Genomic DNA, 12961 nt, shown 5'->3' on the forward strand with positions numbered 1-12961 from the left:
TCACCTGCCAGAAGTGACAGACTGACGCCTCTCGCGCTTGTCACGTATACTGCCCCCTCTTGCAGCATGAGGAGGTAGCAATGGCGAGCGACTGGGACAAGGTACTGGCTGGCGGGGCACTGGATAGCCAGAGCGAGGAGATTGCGAACGACCGGATCCGCGGTCAGGCGCTGCTGGCCCGGCTCAATGGTTCATCGGCGGGCGATGGCCCTCTACGCCAGCAAATTTGCCGCGAGCTGTTCGGCCACTACCCCGACTCCTGCTGGATCAGCACGCCGTTTACCTGCGAATTTGGCCGCAACATTCATATCGGCGAGAAGACCTTCTTCAACTTCAACGTCACCATTCTCGACGTGGGCGAGGTACACATCGGCAACCATGTGCTGCTGGCCCCCAACGTGCAGATCTACACCGCCACCCACACCATGAACTATCTGGAACGACGCAACTGGACCGCCTACAACAAGCCGGTGCGGATCGGCGATGACTGCTGGATCGGCGGCGGCGCCATCATCTGCCCCGGCGTCACCATAGGGCCGCGCTCCATCATAGGTGCCGGCGCCGTGGTCACCCGCGACATCCCGGCTGACTCGGTGGCGGTGGGCAATCCGGCCAAGGTGATCCGCACCCTCAAGCAGGACGAGGAGCGCTGCTGGGAGTTGGCCCAATGATGGCGCTGGCGCTGCTGCCACTGGGCTGGACCCTCTGGCTCGGCCTCGACAGCCAGCAGTGGTGGCCGCTGGTCGCACTGCTGACCATGAGTCTGCTGACAGTGGCAGCCTACGCCTGGGACAAGCGGCAGGCGGTGCGGGGCGAGTGGCGCATTCCCGAATCGAGGCTCCATCTGCTGGAGCTGTGCGGCGGCTGGCCGGGGGCGCTGGTTGCCCGCCAGTGGCTGCGCCACAAGACCCAGAAGCGCAGCTACCGGCTGGTCTTCTGGTTTATCGTGCTGCTGCACCTCACCCTGTGGGCCCTCTGGCTTGGCCGCCCTCTCTGGCAGCAATAGCTGCCTGCGTCACAAAGGGACAATGGGCCCCATTGCGGCCGCCCGGCGGCTGTGAGAAAACAGAGCAGATCTCATCAGCGTTTTCGCCGTTTATGACGACCATATTGATATCGACAAGGAGTCGTGACATGACCATGTGGACAGGCATAGTCCTGATCGTATTTATCAGCCTATTGTTCGGATATCTCGGCAAGCGGGCCCGCTATCAGATGGGGGATGCTCGCATCACCGACCGCCTCGGCAAGCAGGATCTGGTCATCTGGGAGCTACAGGAGCGGATCGCCAATCTGGAGGCGATCGTCATCGAAGAGGAGAAGCGGCGCCCGTTTCGGGAGCTGTGATTTTTCGCCATCAGGCGTCAGATAACCAAAATTCAAATCAAAGAAAGAGGGCTGCATGATGCAGCCCTCTCTTGTTTGAACTGCTTCAGATTGCCAACGGCAGCAACTCGGCATAGTCGCGGATCGCCGGAAAAGCGGTGATGCTCTGCTCCGGCTTGCAGCTATCCGGATTCTGGATCGCCAGCTGATAGCCGATGCCATAGTCGGCGGCAGCCCGCAGGATCCGCTCGCTGTCATCCACAAACAGGGTACGGGCCGGATCGAACGCCAGCCGCTCGGCCAGTGCCTGCCAGCAGTGCTGGCTCTCCTTCGACCAGCCCAGCTCGTGGGTACTCACCATCAGATCCAGATGCTCGGCAAGACCGAGCTGCGCATCCTTCACCGACAGGCTGGCGGGGTGGGCATTGGTGAAAAGCACCAGCTGCTTGCCCGCGGCGCGCAGCGCGGCCAGAAAGGGGATGGCGTGGGGACGCCACTGGATCTTCGCCAGCAGCTCCTGCTTGAGGGCACGAATATCGAGCCCCAGGGTCTCGCTCCAGTAATCCACGCAGTACCAGTTGAGGGTGCCGTTGACGGCGTGATAATGGACATCGATCTGCGCTTTGGCTTCATCCAGTGGCAGCCCGAGCCGCTCGGCGTAACGCTCCGGCACCAGCTGCTGCCAGAGGTGGTTGTCAAAATGCAGATCGATCAGGGTGCCATCCATATCGAGCAAGACGGTGTCTATCTGGTGCCAGGGCAAGGTGGTGGAGCAGGAGTGTGGCATCGGGCCTCTTGATCGCGGATCTCGGAAAACGGGGCGGCAGTATAACGGATTTTTCCTCCCCCTTTCCCCTCCCTGGCCCGTGGTGTTCGGTGTGAGAGTCGTTTACTCTTGAAGCACGATTTTTTAACGAGCAGCCAGCGTCCGATGAGCGACCCCCACAAGAGCAAACCCGAGCACATCTCAGCCGACCAACTGGATCACCCCAAGAGCAGGCCGGAGATCCTCAAGGCCGATATCGTCGCCGAGAGCCGACTGTTCAAGGTGGAGTCCCTGCACCTCAAATTCTCCAATGGCGAAGAGCGGGTCTACGAGCGGATGTGCGGCGGCAACCGGGGCGCCGTCATGGTGGTGCCGCTGTTCGATGCCCACACCCTGCTGCTGGTGCGCGAGTATGCCGCGGGCACCCACTCCTATGAGCTGGGCTTTCCCAAGGGGCTGATCGACCCGGGCGAAGATGCCTTCGAGGCGGGCAACCGAGAGCTGATGGAGGAGGCGGGCTTTGGCGCCAACAGCCTGACCCTGCTCAAGCAGGTGTCGCTGGCGCCCGGTTACTTCTCCAGCCGGATGGACATTTTACTGGCCCGGGATCTCTTCCCCGAGCAGCGGATCGGCGACGAACCCGAACCGCTGGAGGTGATCCCCTGGCCACTCAACCGGATCGACGAATTGCTGGCGCGACCCGACTTCACCGAGTCGCGCAGCATCAGTGCCCTGCTCTTGGCCCAAAAGTGGCTGGCGGAGCAGGCAGAATAGCCCGCAGACGGGCAGTTAACAGACAGAGGATAACGAGATGCAGGAGTTGTTGGCCTGGGTGCCGGGGGTCAAGGAGATTGCCCGCGAAGCCGGAAGGATCCTTCACGACATCTATCATGGCGGTCAGTTCGAGCGTCAGCTGAAGGAGGATGCGACCCCGGTCACCAGTGCCGATCTTGCTGCCGATGCCTACCTCAAACAGGCACTGTCGGCGCTCACTCCCCACGTTCCCGTGCTGACCGAAGAGGCGGCCGACATCCCCTTCAGCCAGCGATCCAACTGGCGGCAGTACTGGCTGGTGGATCCTCTCGACGGTACAGGTGAGTTCATCGCGGGTAGCGGCGACTTCGCCACCCTGATCGCCCTGGTGCGGGACAATGTGCCGGTGCTCGGGGTCATCTACGCCCCCGAGTCCAACGTGCTCTACTGGGCGGTACGCGGCTACGGCGCCTTCAAGGAGGTGAATGGCGAGGTACTGCCCATCAGCGCCATGCATCACGAGCATGACCAGCCCGACTCGCTGGTGGTGGCCATCAGCCGCCGCCAGAAGCTGGAGAACCTCACCCGCCGCCTCAACCCGGCCATAAACTACGAGCTGATCCCGCTCGGCTCCAGCTCCCTCAAATCCTGTCTGGTGGCGGAAGGGGCGGCCGATTGCTACGTACGGCTCGGCCCCACCGGCGAGTGGGACACCGCCGCCGCCCAGTGCATCGTCGAGGCGGCCGGTGGCCGTATCCTCAGCCTGGCGTTGCAGCCACTCAGTTACAACGAAACCGAGTCGCTGGAGAACCCTGACTTTATCGTGATGGGGGATCCGGATCTCGCCTGGGGCAACATTCTGGCCCACTAGACGGATAGCAATGTCATCACACCAGACAAGCAGGCGGCCCGATGGCCGCCTGCTTTTTCAGGGAAATTGCCCCGGGTGATGGCCGGTGTTATCCGCTGGCCAAGGCGCTCTTGAACAGCGTGATACGCTGGCAAAGCGGCAAAATGATAGTGAAACATCACAATCGGTCGGCGAGAAATGGTGCGATTTTTCACGTAATTCTGAAAACACCTAATTAGCCGAAATAAAAAAATGACAGCAGATCAAATTTTGGTTTTATATTTCACAAAAATAGCCAATGTTAGTTTTGTTGCATTCTGTGGCCCAGATTCCATTCCCAATCTCGCTGGCTAAACCCCGCAATGGCAGTGATATGTTTCAGTCTCGCTTTTTGAGAATTAAATCCCGATAAACCACAATAAACTCAGATTAAAACACTAACAAAAAGTGAATTAGTAATGAGTTTATCTGTAGAGGTTACCAAGGAGCTATCCGGTTCCTGCTCCACCACGGCCAGCACCACCCGCTGGCGCCGTCACGACACCCACTGGGTCATCAGCCTGTTTGGCACCGCCGTTGGCGCCGGCATCCTGTTCCTGCCCATCAATCTGGGTCTGGGCGGGATCTGGCCCCTCGTCATCGTCGCGGTACTGGCAGGCCCCATGACCTTCCTGGCCCACCGGGGGCTGGCGCGCTTCGTGCTCTCCTCTTCACGTCCCCACGCCGACTTCACCGAAGTGGCGGAGGAGCATTTCGGCAAGATGGCCGGTCGCCTCATCTCGGCGCTCTACTTCCTCTCCATCTTCCCGATCCTGCTCATCTACGGGGTCGGACTGACCAACACGGTGGAGAGCTTTATGGTCAACCAGCTCGGCATGGCGACCCCGGATCGAGTGATGCTCTCCGGCGTGCTGGTGTTCGCCATGATCGCCGTGATGCTGGCGGGTGAGAAAGCGATGCTGCGCGCCTTCGCCTTTATGGTCTATCCGCTGGCGGCCATTCTGGCGGCGCTCTCCTGCTACCTCATTCCCCAGTGGCAATGGCCGGAAGTGACCGCGTTTGAGGGGGTCAGCTTCCTCAACACCGTCTGGCTGGCGCTGCCGGTCACCGTGTTCGCCTTCAGCCACGCCGCCGCCATCTCCGGCTTTGCCAACGTGCAGCGCCGTGAATATGGCGAGCAGGCCGAAGCCAAGAGCGGCCTGATCCTGCGCAACACAACTGTAATGCTGGTAGGCTTCGTGCTGTTTTTCGTCTTCTCCTGCGTGCTGAGCCTCTCGCCAGCCCAACTGGCCGAAGCCAAGGCCCAGAACGTCTCTGTGCTCTCCTATCTCGCCAACATCACCGACAACCCGGTGATCGTGACCCTGGGGCCGCTCATCGCCTTTATCGCCATCAGCTCCTCCTTCCTCGGTCACTTCCTCGGTGCCCGCGAAAGCCTCAAAAGCCTGATCGCCAAGCCCACCGGCCTGCCGCTGGCCAAGGCAGACAAGGTCGGCATCGCTCTGATGTTCTTCGCCATCTGGGGCGCCGCCGTCATCAACCCGGGCATTCTGGGACTGATGGAGACCCTCTCCGGCCCGGTCATCGCCATGATCCTGTTCATCATGCCGGTGATTGCCATCTACAAGGTGGAGGCGCTGGCCCGCTTCCGTCACGGCTGGACCAACGGCTTTATCCTGCTGACCGGCTCGCTGGCGGTGTCGGCGCTGATCTTCAGCCTGTTGAAGTAACGACTCGCAACAGAAAACAAAAAGAGAGGCGACCTTGGGTCGCCTCTCTTGTCTCTGTTCGGGTGTGAACTCAGCCCAGCTTAGCGCCGTTCTCCACCGCCTGCTCGGGGATAGCCATCACTACGGCGCCATCCGGCCGGTAGAAACCGGTCAGTAGAAACTCCGACTGAAACGGGCCGATCTGCTTGGCCGGGAAGTTGACTACGGCGATGATCTGGCGGCCCACCAGCTGCTCTGGCTGGTAGAGCGCGGTGATCTGGGCGCTGCTCTTGCGTATCCCCAGTTCGGGGCCAAAATCCGCCCACACCTTGTAGGCCGGTTTGCGCGCCTCGGGGAACGGCTCGACCCGCACCAGGGTGCCCACCCTCAGCTCCACCATTTCGAAATCCTGCCAGCTAATCGTCTCCATTTCTGCTCCTGTTTATCGTGCACCTTGCATGACCCGCAGCATGGCCCAAAGAGAGAAACCTGTCTTCGGCGATCAGCCGTTTCGTTGCGGCAGGCGGCCGTTTTGCTGGCGCCAGAGGGACGGAGTGAGCCCGGTCTCGGTCAGGAAGCGCTCGCCGAAGGCCCCCTGATTCTGGTAACCGCAGCGGCTGGCAATCTCGCCAACGGGCAGTTGCGTACCGGCAAGCAGAGTACGCGCCAGAGCCATGCGCCGACTGCGAATGTAGTGGGAGACGCTCACCCCCAACTGCTGGCGAAAGGCGAGCTTGAACTGGCTCTGGCCAAGGCAGGCGATGGCGGCGAGTTGCTGATTGGTCAGCGGGGCGGCGAGGTTGGCATCGATATGGCGTTGCACCTTGAGGATGCGGGCGGCAAGGCGTGGAATGGCTGCGCTCTTCATCCCCTGCCCTTCCGCCAGAAGGGAGAGCCACACCTGCTCCATGCCCGCCACCTGCCGCCCCTCGGCCACCATGCGGTGCAGAAAAGCGAGGTAGTGGCGCTGGGGCTCATCCAGCTCGATAAAGGGGCGGGCCGCCAAATCGCCGGGCAGCCAGTCGCCCTCCTGCACCAGAAACGAAAGCGCCGGATCGGCGGCATAATCGTGCCGCTCGCCGGGGGCGATGATGCAGGCAGAACCGGGGACAAGCCTGTGCCCCCGGCCCTGCACCTCGATCTCGAGGGGGCCGTCGAGGGGGATCACCAGTTGGGCAAAGTCGTGGCTATGACTGCAGACGTGGTGGTGATAGTGGCGCAGGCTGAAGCGGGACATGGCTGATAGCAATGACGCGGCCAGGGCCGCGTCATTGGGGGTTATTCCTTGTCGAAATCTTCGATCTCTTTGCCCAGCGCTTCCATGATGGCGCGCGCTTCGGCCGGGACACTGTCCGGTTGATCCTTGCGCAAGTCTTCGTCGCAAGGGAGCGGCTGGCCGGTGAAAGCGTGCAGGAAGGCTTCACAGAGCAGCTCGCTGTTGGTCGCATGACGCAGGTTGTTCACCTGACGGCGGGTGCGCTCATCGGTCAACACTTTCAACACCTTGAGCGGGATCGAGACGGTAATCTTCTTGACCTGTTCGCTCTTCTTACCGTGTTCCGCGTAGGGGCTGACGTAGTCGCCGTTCCACTCTGTTCCCATGACTCACCTGTTCTCATTTAGCCGTGAGCGCGGATTTTAACCCTTAAGGAAATTAATGGCAATCCAACAGCAAAGCCATTTAGACGTCTGGAAGTGTTGACGGCTTTTTTAAGCTGGCGTAGTGTGGTTGACCATGAGCCCGCAGTGGCGGGATGGCGCGTGGCAGCAAGATGCCGGCGTGTAAAGAGACATCAAGGAGAGTGATATGACCCACAAGGCCACCCTGGCGGTTCGCACCGGGATTGAGACAGACCAGCAACACGGTGCCGTGGTGCCACCCATCTACCTCTCCAGCAACTACACCTTTGCCGACTTTGGCGAGCCCCGTCAATACGATTATGCCCGCTCCGGCAATCCGACCCGCACCAATCTGGCGGACGCGCTGGCGGCGCTGGAAGGGGGCGCAGGCGCCGTGGTTACCGGCACCGGCATGGGCGCTATCCATCTGGTCACCACAGCACTGCTCAAGGCGGGGGATCTGCTGATCGCCCCCCACGACTGCTACGGCGGCACCTGGCGCCTGTTCGAGTATCTGGCGGCCAAGGGCAACTACCGGGTGCAGTTTGTCGATCAGGGTGACGAGGCCGCTCTGGCCGCCGCGCTGGCGCAAAAGCCTGCGCTGGTATGGGTCGAGACCCCCTCCAACCCGTTGCTGCGGGTGGTGGATATCAGCGCCATTGCCAGCGCCGCCCACGAGGTGGGTGCGCAGGTGGTGGTGGACAACACCTTCCTCTCCCCCTTGCTGCAACAACCGCTCGCACTTGGTGCCGACGTGGTGGTGCACTCCACCACCAAGTACATCAACGGTCACTCAGACGTGGTGGGCGGAGTGGCGATTGCCAAGGAGGCAGCACTGGCCGAGTCGCTGGTGTGGTGGGCCAACTGTCTGGGGCTCACTTCCGGGGCGTTCGACTCCTACCTCACCCTGCGCGGCCTGCGCACTCTGGCCCCCAGATTGCGCACCCATCAGGAGAACACCGATCGCATCCTCGCCTTCCTGCAACAGCAGCCACTGGTGAAACGCATCTATCACCCCAGCCTGCCGAGCCATCCGGGCCACGATATTGCGCGCCGTCAACAGTCTGGCTTCGGCGCCATGCTAAGTTTTGAACTCGATTGCAGTGAGGCAGGCATTCGCGCCTTCCTCGCGGCCCTCACCCTCTTCTCGGTGGCCGAGTCCCTCGGCGGGGTAGAGAGTCTGGTGGCCCATCCGGCCAGCATGACCCACAGGGCCATGACCCCGGCGGCGCAGCAGGCAGCAGGCATCAGCGCCCAACTGCTGCGGTTGTCGGTCGGTATTGAACACGGTGAAGACCTGGTGGCCGATCTGGCTCAGGCTTTTGAACAGGCGCAGCAGGCAGAACAGGTAGCGAAGTAATGGAACAGCAGCAACAAGGAGAGATCGCGGTGGCAGCAGAAGCAGGATTGAAGCGGCGTCACGTCCACAAATTTGGTGGCAGCAGTCTGGCGGATCCGGTCTGTTATCGCCGGGTCGCCAGTATCGTTGAACAACAGGTGGGCGGGGATGAACTGATCGTGGTCTCCGCCGCCGGCAAGACCACCAACAGGCTGATCCAGCTGGTGGAGCTGGCCGAAGCGGGGGACGAAGCCGCCGGTGAAGCCATCTCGGCCCTGCATGCCTATCAGCAGAGCCTGATCGACGGCCTGCTGGAGGGTGAACTGCAGCTCGATCTGAGCAAGCAGCTGGCCGACGACATGCAACTGATAGCCAAAACGCTGGAGGGGCAGTTTGATCGCTTCGCCCGCAACGGCCTGCTCGCCTTTGGCGAAGTGTGGTCGGCGCGCCTGCTGGCTGCCCTGCTTACCAGTCGCGGCGACAAGGCTATCTGGCTCGATGCCCGCAGCTTCCTGCGCGCCGAGGATGGCGCTCTGGTCAAGGTGGATACCGCCCTCTCCAGCGAGCTGCTCAAGGCGCGGCTGGCCGAACATGCCGGTCGCATCGTGGTCACCGGCTTTATCGCCGCCGACATGGAGGGGCGCTCCCTGCTGCTCGGTCGCAACGGTTCCGACTACAGCGCCAGCCTGTTGGCACTGCTGGCGGACGGCGAATCCACCACCATCTGGAGCGACGTGGCCGGGGTCTACAGCGCCGATCCGCGCCGGGTGAAGGAAGCGCGCCTGCTGGAGCGCCTGAGCCTCGCGGAAGCCAACGAGCTGGCCCGTCTTGGCTCCTCGGTGCTACACTCGCGCACCCTGCAACCGGTGGCCGACAGCCGCCAGCGCCTCACTTTGCGCTGCAGCTACAACCCGGACGAGGGCTGCACCCATATCCTGCGCCGCGCCCCCCGCTCCGGTGGCGCCCGCATCGTCTCCTCGGTGGATCAGATCGCCCTCATCGAGCTGAAGGTGCTGCCGCAGACCAACTATGAGCAGACGGTGGCCACCATCGAGGCCCATCTGGCCCGTCACCGCCTCAACCCGCTCACCCTGCAGCGCCAGCCGGATCGCCGGATCCTGCGCCTCGCCTACACCCTTGAGGTAGCACAGGGCGCCTTCGAGCTGCTGCGCGACTTCCAGCTGCAAGGGAGCTTCACCGGCCTCATCCAGAAAGAGGGGTACAGTCTGGTGGCGCTGGTCGGTGCCGGGGTCACCGACAACGCGGAGCAGTGTCACCGCTTCTATCAGCTGCTGGCAGATCAACCGCTGGAGTTCGTCCAGGTGGCCCGAGATGGCCTGAGTCTGGTGGCCGTGCTGCGTCAGGTAGTGCTGGAGCCGCTGCTCATCGCCCTGCACAGCGCCCTCTTCAGCCGCCCGACCCGGGTCGGACTGGTGGTGTTCGGCAAGGGCAATATCGGCGGCCACTGGCTCAGCCTCTACGCCCGTGAAAAGGCACGGCTGGAACATGAGCTCAATCTGGCGCTCACCCTCTACGGCGTGTTCAGCTCGGAAGGGGGCCTGCTGGATGAAGAGGGGCTCAACCCCCTCAAGGTACAGGACAACTTCAACCCCAAGCCGCTGATCTGGCCGGAGTTGCTCTCCCAGCTTGAGCAGCACGGCTTCGATGCGCTGATTGCGCTGGACATGACCGCCAGCGAAACGGTGAGCCGCTACTATCCTGATTTTGCCCAGCTCGGCATTCACATCATCGCCGCCAACAAGTTTGCCGGCGCCGCCGACAGCGAGTTCTACCAGCGCATCAAACAGACCTGCCGTGACCATCAGGTACAGTGGCGCTACAACGCCACCGTGGGTGCCGGGTTGCCAATCCAGTCCAGTATCCAGATGCTGCGCCAGAGCGGCGACCGCATTCAGGGGGTCTCCGGCATCTTCTCCGGCACCCTCTCCTGGCTGTTCCAGCAGTATGATGGCACCCGCCCCTTCTCCGAGTTGGTGGACGAGGCGTGGCAGCACGGCCTGACCGAACCGGATCCCCGCGAAGATCTCTCAGGTCAGGATGTGCGGCGCAAGCTGCTCATTCTGGCGCGGGAGGCGGGCTTCGAGCTCGACTCCGCCGATATCGAGCTGGAGAATCTGGTGCCCGTCACGCTGCGCAAGGTGACCGCCGATCAGTTCATGGACAGACTGAAAGAGCTGGATGGCCCGATCCAGACCGCCTTCGAAGGGGCCAAGCGCCTCGGCAAGGTGCTGCGCTACGTCGCTCGCTTCGAGCATGATGGCAAGGCGCGGGTCGGACTGGAGGCGCTGGAGCCCCATCACCCGTTTGCGAACCTCTTGCCGTGCGACAACATCTTCGCCATCGAAAGCGACAGCTACCGCACCAACCCACTGGTGATCCAGGGGCCGGGGGCAGGCCGGGAAGTGACCGCCGCCGCTATCCAGTACGATCTGTGGCAGATCTGCGCCAGCCTCTAAGGGAAATATGCAAAGGGAGCAACACCTCAGCTCCCGCGCACAATAAAAAAGCCCGAGTCGATGACTCGGGCTTTTTGCTGAATGCCGCTTCGATTAGGAGAAGCAGGCCTGCAGCACGTAGAAGATGGCGATAGCCAGAATGGCACCGGCAGGCAGGGTGATGATCCAGGAGACCACAATGTTGCGCAGAACACCCAGATTCAACGCCGCAATGCCGCGCGCCAGACCGACACCCATCACAGCACCGACCAGGGTCTGGGTGGTGGAGATGGGCAGACCGGTACCGGAGGCAATCACCACGGTCGCGGCAGTCGCCAGCTGGGCTGCGAAGCCACGGCTCGGGGTCAGGTGAGTGATGCCGGTACCGACCGTCGCCATCACCTTCTCGCCCATGGTCGCCAGACCGATCACGATACCGATACCGCCCAGCGGCAGGATCCACCAGGCAATGGCAGCCTGACTGGAAATCTCGCCACCGGAAGCCACGATAGAGGCCACCGCAGAGAGCGGGCCGATGGCGTTGGCAACGTCGTTGGAGCCGTGGGCAAAGGCCATGGCACAGGCGGTGATCACCATCAGGATGCCGAACACCTTCTCCACGTTGGCGAAGTGCATCTTGCTGTCATCCTGCGGGTTGTACTTCTGGCCGCGAATGTAGATCCAGCCGGCAAACGCCACTGCGATGGAGATGGCGATGGAGAGCAGAATGCCCTCGCCATCGCTCAGGTGAAGACCGACGTGGGTCAGCCCCTTCTTGATGGTCACCAGACAGATCACCAGCGCAGTCAGGAACATGTAGAACGGCACATAGCGCTTGGCGTTGTTCAGGGGATCATCAGTGTTGAAGATAAGCTTCTGCACGCTGATGAACATGAAGTAGGCGATGACACCTGAGATGGCCGGGGTGATGACCCAGGAGCCGACGATGCCGCCAAACTTGCTCCACTGCACCGCTTCCGGGCCAATGCTCACCACCGCAAAACCGACGATGGCGCCGATGATGGAGTGAGTGGTGGAAACAGGCCAGCCGAAGTAGGAGGCGAGGATCAACCAGGCGCCCGCCGCCAGCAGGGAGGCGATCATGCCGAGCACCAACAGATCCGGGCTATCGACAAACGCATTGCTGTCGATGATACCGTTACGGATGGTGGCCGTCACTTCGCCACCGGCCAGATAGGCACCGGCAAATTCGAAGATCATGGCAATGATGATCGCCTGACGGATGGTCAGGGATTTGGTGCCGACCGATGTTCCCATAGCGTTGGCCACGTCATTCGCGCCAATGCCCCAAGCCATCAAAAAGCCGAACAAGGCCGCCACGAGCACCAGAGTAGTGCCGTAATTCGCGATAATGTCCATTAGTAGTGTTTACCCAGTCAGTCGATTACGAACGAGCCAGCATCAGTTCCAGACGGGCGCCTACGCGCTCGGCCTGATCTGCCAGGTCACCTACCCATTCGAGGATCTTGTAAAGGAACATCACATCGATCGGATTGTAATTGTGCTCAACCGCTTGCAGCTGTTGGCGCAGTCCGATCTGCATGGTGTCTGTATCGTCCTCGATCAGATCCAGCTGGTGGATCATCTCGGCAACCATTTCCACTTCCCGTCCTTTGAAGCCGGTCTCGAGCAGCTCGTCGAGCTCCCCGATCGCTTTCTCGGCCTGAGCGGTCGCATCAATACAACGTTTGAGGTAAGCCATGAAATCCGTCCGCATTTCGGCGGGGAACTCCATGCGACGACCAAGCATGCGGCCGGAGATATCCTTGGCACGGTTGGCAATCTTGTCTTGCTGGGTCAACAGCTCCAGCAGGTCGGTACGTGCAACCGGCAGGAACAGGCCGCGAGGCAGTTTCAGACGGATTTCACGCTTGAGGGTATCTGCCTCTTTTTCCAGCTGGGCGATCTGCTGCCGGATCTTCTCGGCATCTTCCCAACGGTCTTCGGCAACGGCGTCAAAGAAAGGAACCAACTGCTGGGAGCACTGGTGAACCTTGACGATATGCTTCTGCAGCGGCTTGATGGGGGACTTGGCAAAAAGCCCCAAAATAGTATTTACTGGCATGGCCAAACCTGTGTCGGTGAAAAAACACTCGATACGATTTTATGAGGCGCGCATGG

General features: G+C 61.5%; 14 protein-coding genes. 8 read left to right on the top strand and 6 right to left on the bottom strand.

All coding sequences use genetic code 11. From position 1 onward, the window contains the following. The first annotated feature begins 80 nt into the window (after positions 1–80). The 3 genes from I6L34_RS07940 to I6L34_RS07950 all read left to right on the top strand — a co-directional run bounded on the left by I6L34_RS07940 (position 81) and on the right by I6L34_RS07950 (position 1347). Positions 81–671, top strand: coding sequence for a sugar O-acetyltransferase (locus tag I6L34_RS07940; protein WP_216956474.1), 591 nt, complete (start codon positions 81–83; stop codon positions 669–671). Further along, positions 668–1006, top strand: a complete 339-nt coding sequence (locus tag I6L34_RS07945) for a DUF1294 domain-containing protein (protein WP_216956477.1) — start codon at positions 668–670, stop codon at positions 1004–1006. Before I6L34_RS07940 ends, I6L34_RS07945 begins: the two co-directional genes overlap by 4 nt. A 128-nt stretch (positions 1007–1134) precedes the next feature. Then, on the top strand, positions 1135–1347 hold the full coding sequence (locus I6L34_RS07950; RefSeq protein ID WP_216956480.1) for a hypothetical protein: 213 nt from the start codon (positions 1135–1137) through the stop codon (positions 1345–1347). A gap of 85 nt (positions 1348–1432) precedes the next feature. On the opposite strand, the gene yrfG is transcribed toward I6L34_RS07950, so the two are convergent. Next, positions 1433–2113: a GMP/IMP nucleotidase gene (gene yrfG, locus I6L34_RS07955; protein WP_216956482.1), complete on the bottom strand. Its 681-nt coding sequence runs from the start codon at positions 2111–2113 to the stop codon at positions 1433–1435. A 144-nt stretch (positions 2114–2257) separates the two neighbouring features. On the opposite strand from yrfG, the gene nudE reads away from it, so the two are divergent. The 3 genes from nudE (at position 2258) to I6L34_RS07970 (ending at position 5425) form a co-directional block, all read left to right on the top strand. Continuing rightward, a complete protein-coding gene (nudE, locus tag I6L34_RS07960; protein WP_216956485.1) occupies positions 2258–2866 on the top strand; it encodes an ADP compounds hydrolase NudE in 609 nt (202 codons plus the stop codon). Positions 2867–2903: 37 nt separating this feature from the next. Beyond that, complete coding sequence (gene cysQ, locus I6L34_RS07965; RefSeq protein WP_005357849.1) at positions 2904–3716, top strand: 3'(2'),5'-bisphosphate nucleotidase CysQ; 813 nt, start codon at positions 2904–2906, stop codon at positions 3714–3716. A 437-nt stretch (positions 3717–4153) separates the two neighbouring features. Next, a complete protein-coding gene (locus tag I6L34_RS07970; RefSeq protein WP_058058566.1) occupies positions 4154–5425 on the top strand; it encodes an aromatic amino acid transport family protein in 1272 nt (423 codons plus the stop codon). A 70-nt stretch (positions 5426–5495) separates the two neighbouring features. Here I6L34_RS07970 and I6L34_RS07975 read toward each other — a convergent pair whose 3' ends face one another. The 3 genes from I6L34_RS07975 to metJ all read right to left on the bottom strand — a co-directional run bounded on the left by I6L34_RS07975 (position 5496) and on the right by metJ (position 7006). Continuing rightward, a complete protein-coding gene (locus tag I6L34_RS07975; protein WP_043850038.1) occupies positions 5496–5834 on the bottom strand; it encodes a tRNA-binding protein in 339 nt (112 codons plus the stop codon). A 72-nt stretch (positions 5835–5906) separates the two neighbouring features. Continuing rightward, positions 5907–6641, bottom strand: a complete 735-nt coding sequence (locus I6L34_RS07980; protein WP_058056505.1) for an AraC family transcriptional regulator — start codon at positions 6639–6641, stop codon at positions 5907–5909. A gap of 41 nt (positions 6642–6682) precedes the next feature. Then, complete coding sequence (gene metJ, locus I6L34_RS07985; protein ID WP_005340251.1) at positions 6683–7006, bottom strand: met regulon transcriptional regulator MetJ; 324 nt, start codon at positions 7004–7006, stop codon at positions 6683–6685. Positions 7007–7211: 205 nt separating this feature from the next. On the opposite strand from metJ, the gene metB reads away from it, so the two are divergent. Together metB and I6L34_RS07995 are read left to right on the top strand one after the other, a co-directional pair. After that, positions 7212–8384, top strand: coding sequence for a cystathionine gamma-synthase (gene metB / locus I6L34_RS07990; protein ID WP_058056506.1), 1173 nt, complete (start codon positions 7212–7214; stop codon positions 8382–8384). Next, entirely contained in the window at positions 8384–10840 is a 2457-nt protein-coding gene (locus I6L34_RS07995; RefSeq protein WP_058058565.1) for a bifunctional aspartate kinase/homoserine dehydrogenase II, read from the top strand. The genes metB and I6L34_RS07995 overlap by 1 nt, the downstream gene beginning before the upstream one ends. Before the next feature lie 93 nt (positions 10841–10933). Here the strand turns inward: I6L34_RS07995 and I6L34_RS08000 are convergent, their stop codons facing one another. Together I6L34_RS08000 and I6L34_RS08005 are read right to left on the bottom strand one after the other, a co-directional pair. Further along, on the bottom strand, positions 10934–12199 hold the full coding sequence (locus I6L34_RS08000; RefSeq protein ID WP_005343043.1) for an inorganic phosphate transporter: 1266 nt from the start codon (positions 12197–12199) through the stop codon (positions 10934–10936). 25 nt (positions 12200–12224) lie between these two features. Further along, positions 12225–12905: a TIGR00153 family protein gene (locus I6L34_RS08005; protein ID WP_005340244.1), complete on the bottom strand. Its 681-nt coding sequence runs from the start codon at positions 12903–12905 to the stop codon at positions 12225–12227. Between the last annotated feature and the right edge of the window lie 56 nt (positions 12906–12961).

Source organism: Aeromonas sp. FDAARGOS 1404 (assembly GCF_019047085.1).
Classification (GTDB): Bacteria; Pseudomonadota; Gammaproteobacteria; order Enterobacterales; family Aeromonadaceae; genus Aeromonas; species Aeromonas veronii.

Bases quoted from the DNA above. Each gene is read 5' to 3' on its own strand.
- I6L34_RS07940 (WP_216956474.1), top strand. From the start codon at position 81: ATGGCGAGCGACTGGGACAAGGTACTGGCTGGCGGGGCACTGGATAGC.
- I6L34_RS07945 (WP_216956477.1), top strand. From the start codon at position 668: ATGATGGCGCTGGCGCTGCTGCCACTGGGCTGGACCCTCTGGCTCGGC.
- I6L34_RS07970 (WP_058058566.1), top strand. From the start codon at position 4,154: ATGAGTTTATCTGTAGAGGTTACCAAGGAGCTATCCGGTTCCTGCTCC.
- nudE (WP_216956485.1), top strand. From the start codon at position 2,258: ATGAGCGACCCCCACAAGAGCAAACCCGAGCACATCTCAGCCGACCAA.
- I6L34_RS07950 (WP_216956480.1), top strand. From the start codon at position 1,135: ATGACCATGTGGACAGGCATAGTCCTGATCGTATTTATCAGCCTATTG.
- metJ (WP_005340251.1), bottom strand. From the start codon at position 7,006: ATGGGAACAGAGTGGAACGGCGACTACGTCAGCCCCTACGCGGAACAC.
- I6L34_RS08000 (WP_005343043.1), bottom strand. From the start codon at position 12,199: ATGGACATTATCGCGAATTACGGCACTACTCTGGTGCTCGTGGCGGCC.
- I6L34_RS07975 (WP_043850038.1), bottom strand. From the start codon at position 5,834: ATGGAGACGATTAGCTGGCAGGATTTCGAAATGGTGGAGCTGAGGGTG.
- metB (WP_058056506.1), top strand. From the start codon at position 7,212: ATGACCCACAAGGCCACCCTGGCGGTTCGCACCGGGATTGAGACAGAC.
- I6L34_RS07980 (WP_058056505.1), bottom strand. From the start codon at position 6,641: ATGTCCCGCTTCAGCCTGCGCCACTATCACCACCACGTCTGCAGTCAT.
- cysQ (WP_005357849.1), top strand. From the start codon at position 2,904: ATGCAGGAGTTGTTGGCCTGGGTGCCGGGGGTCAAGGAGATTGCCCGC.
- yrfG (WP_216956482.1), bottom strand. From the start codon at position 2,113: ATGCCACACTCCTGCTCCACCACCTTGCCCTGGCACCAGATAGACACC.
- I6L34_RS07995 (WP_058058565.1), top strand. From the start codon at position 8,384: ATGGAACAGCAGCAACAAGGAGAGATCGCGGTGGCAGCAGAAGCAGGA.
- I6L34_RS08005 (WP_005340244.1), bottom strand. From the start codon at position 12,905: ATGCCAGTAAATACTATTTTGGGGCTTTTTGCCAAGTCCCCCATCAAG.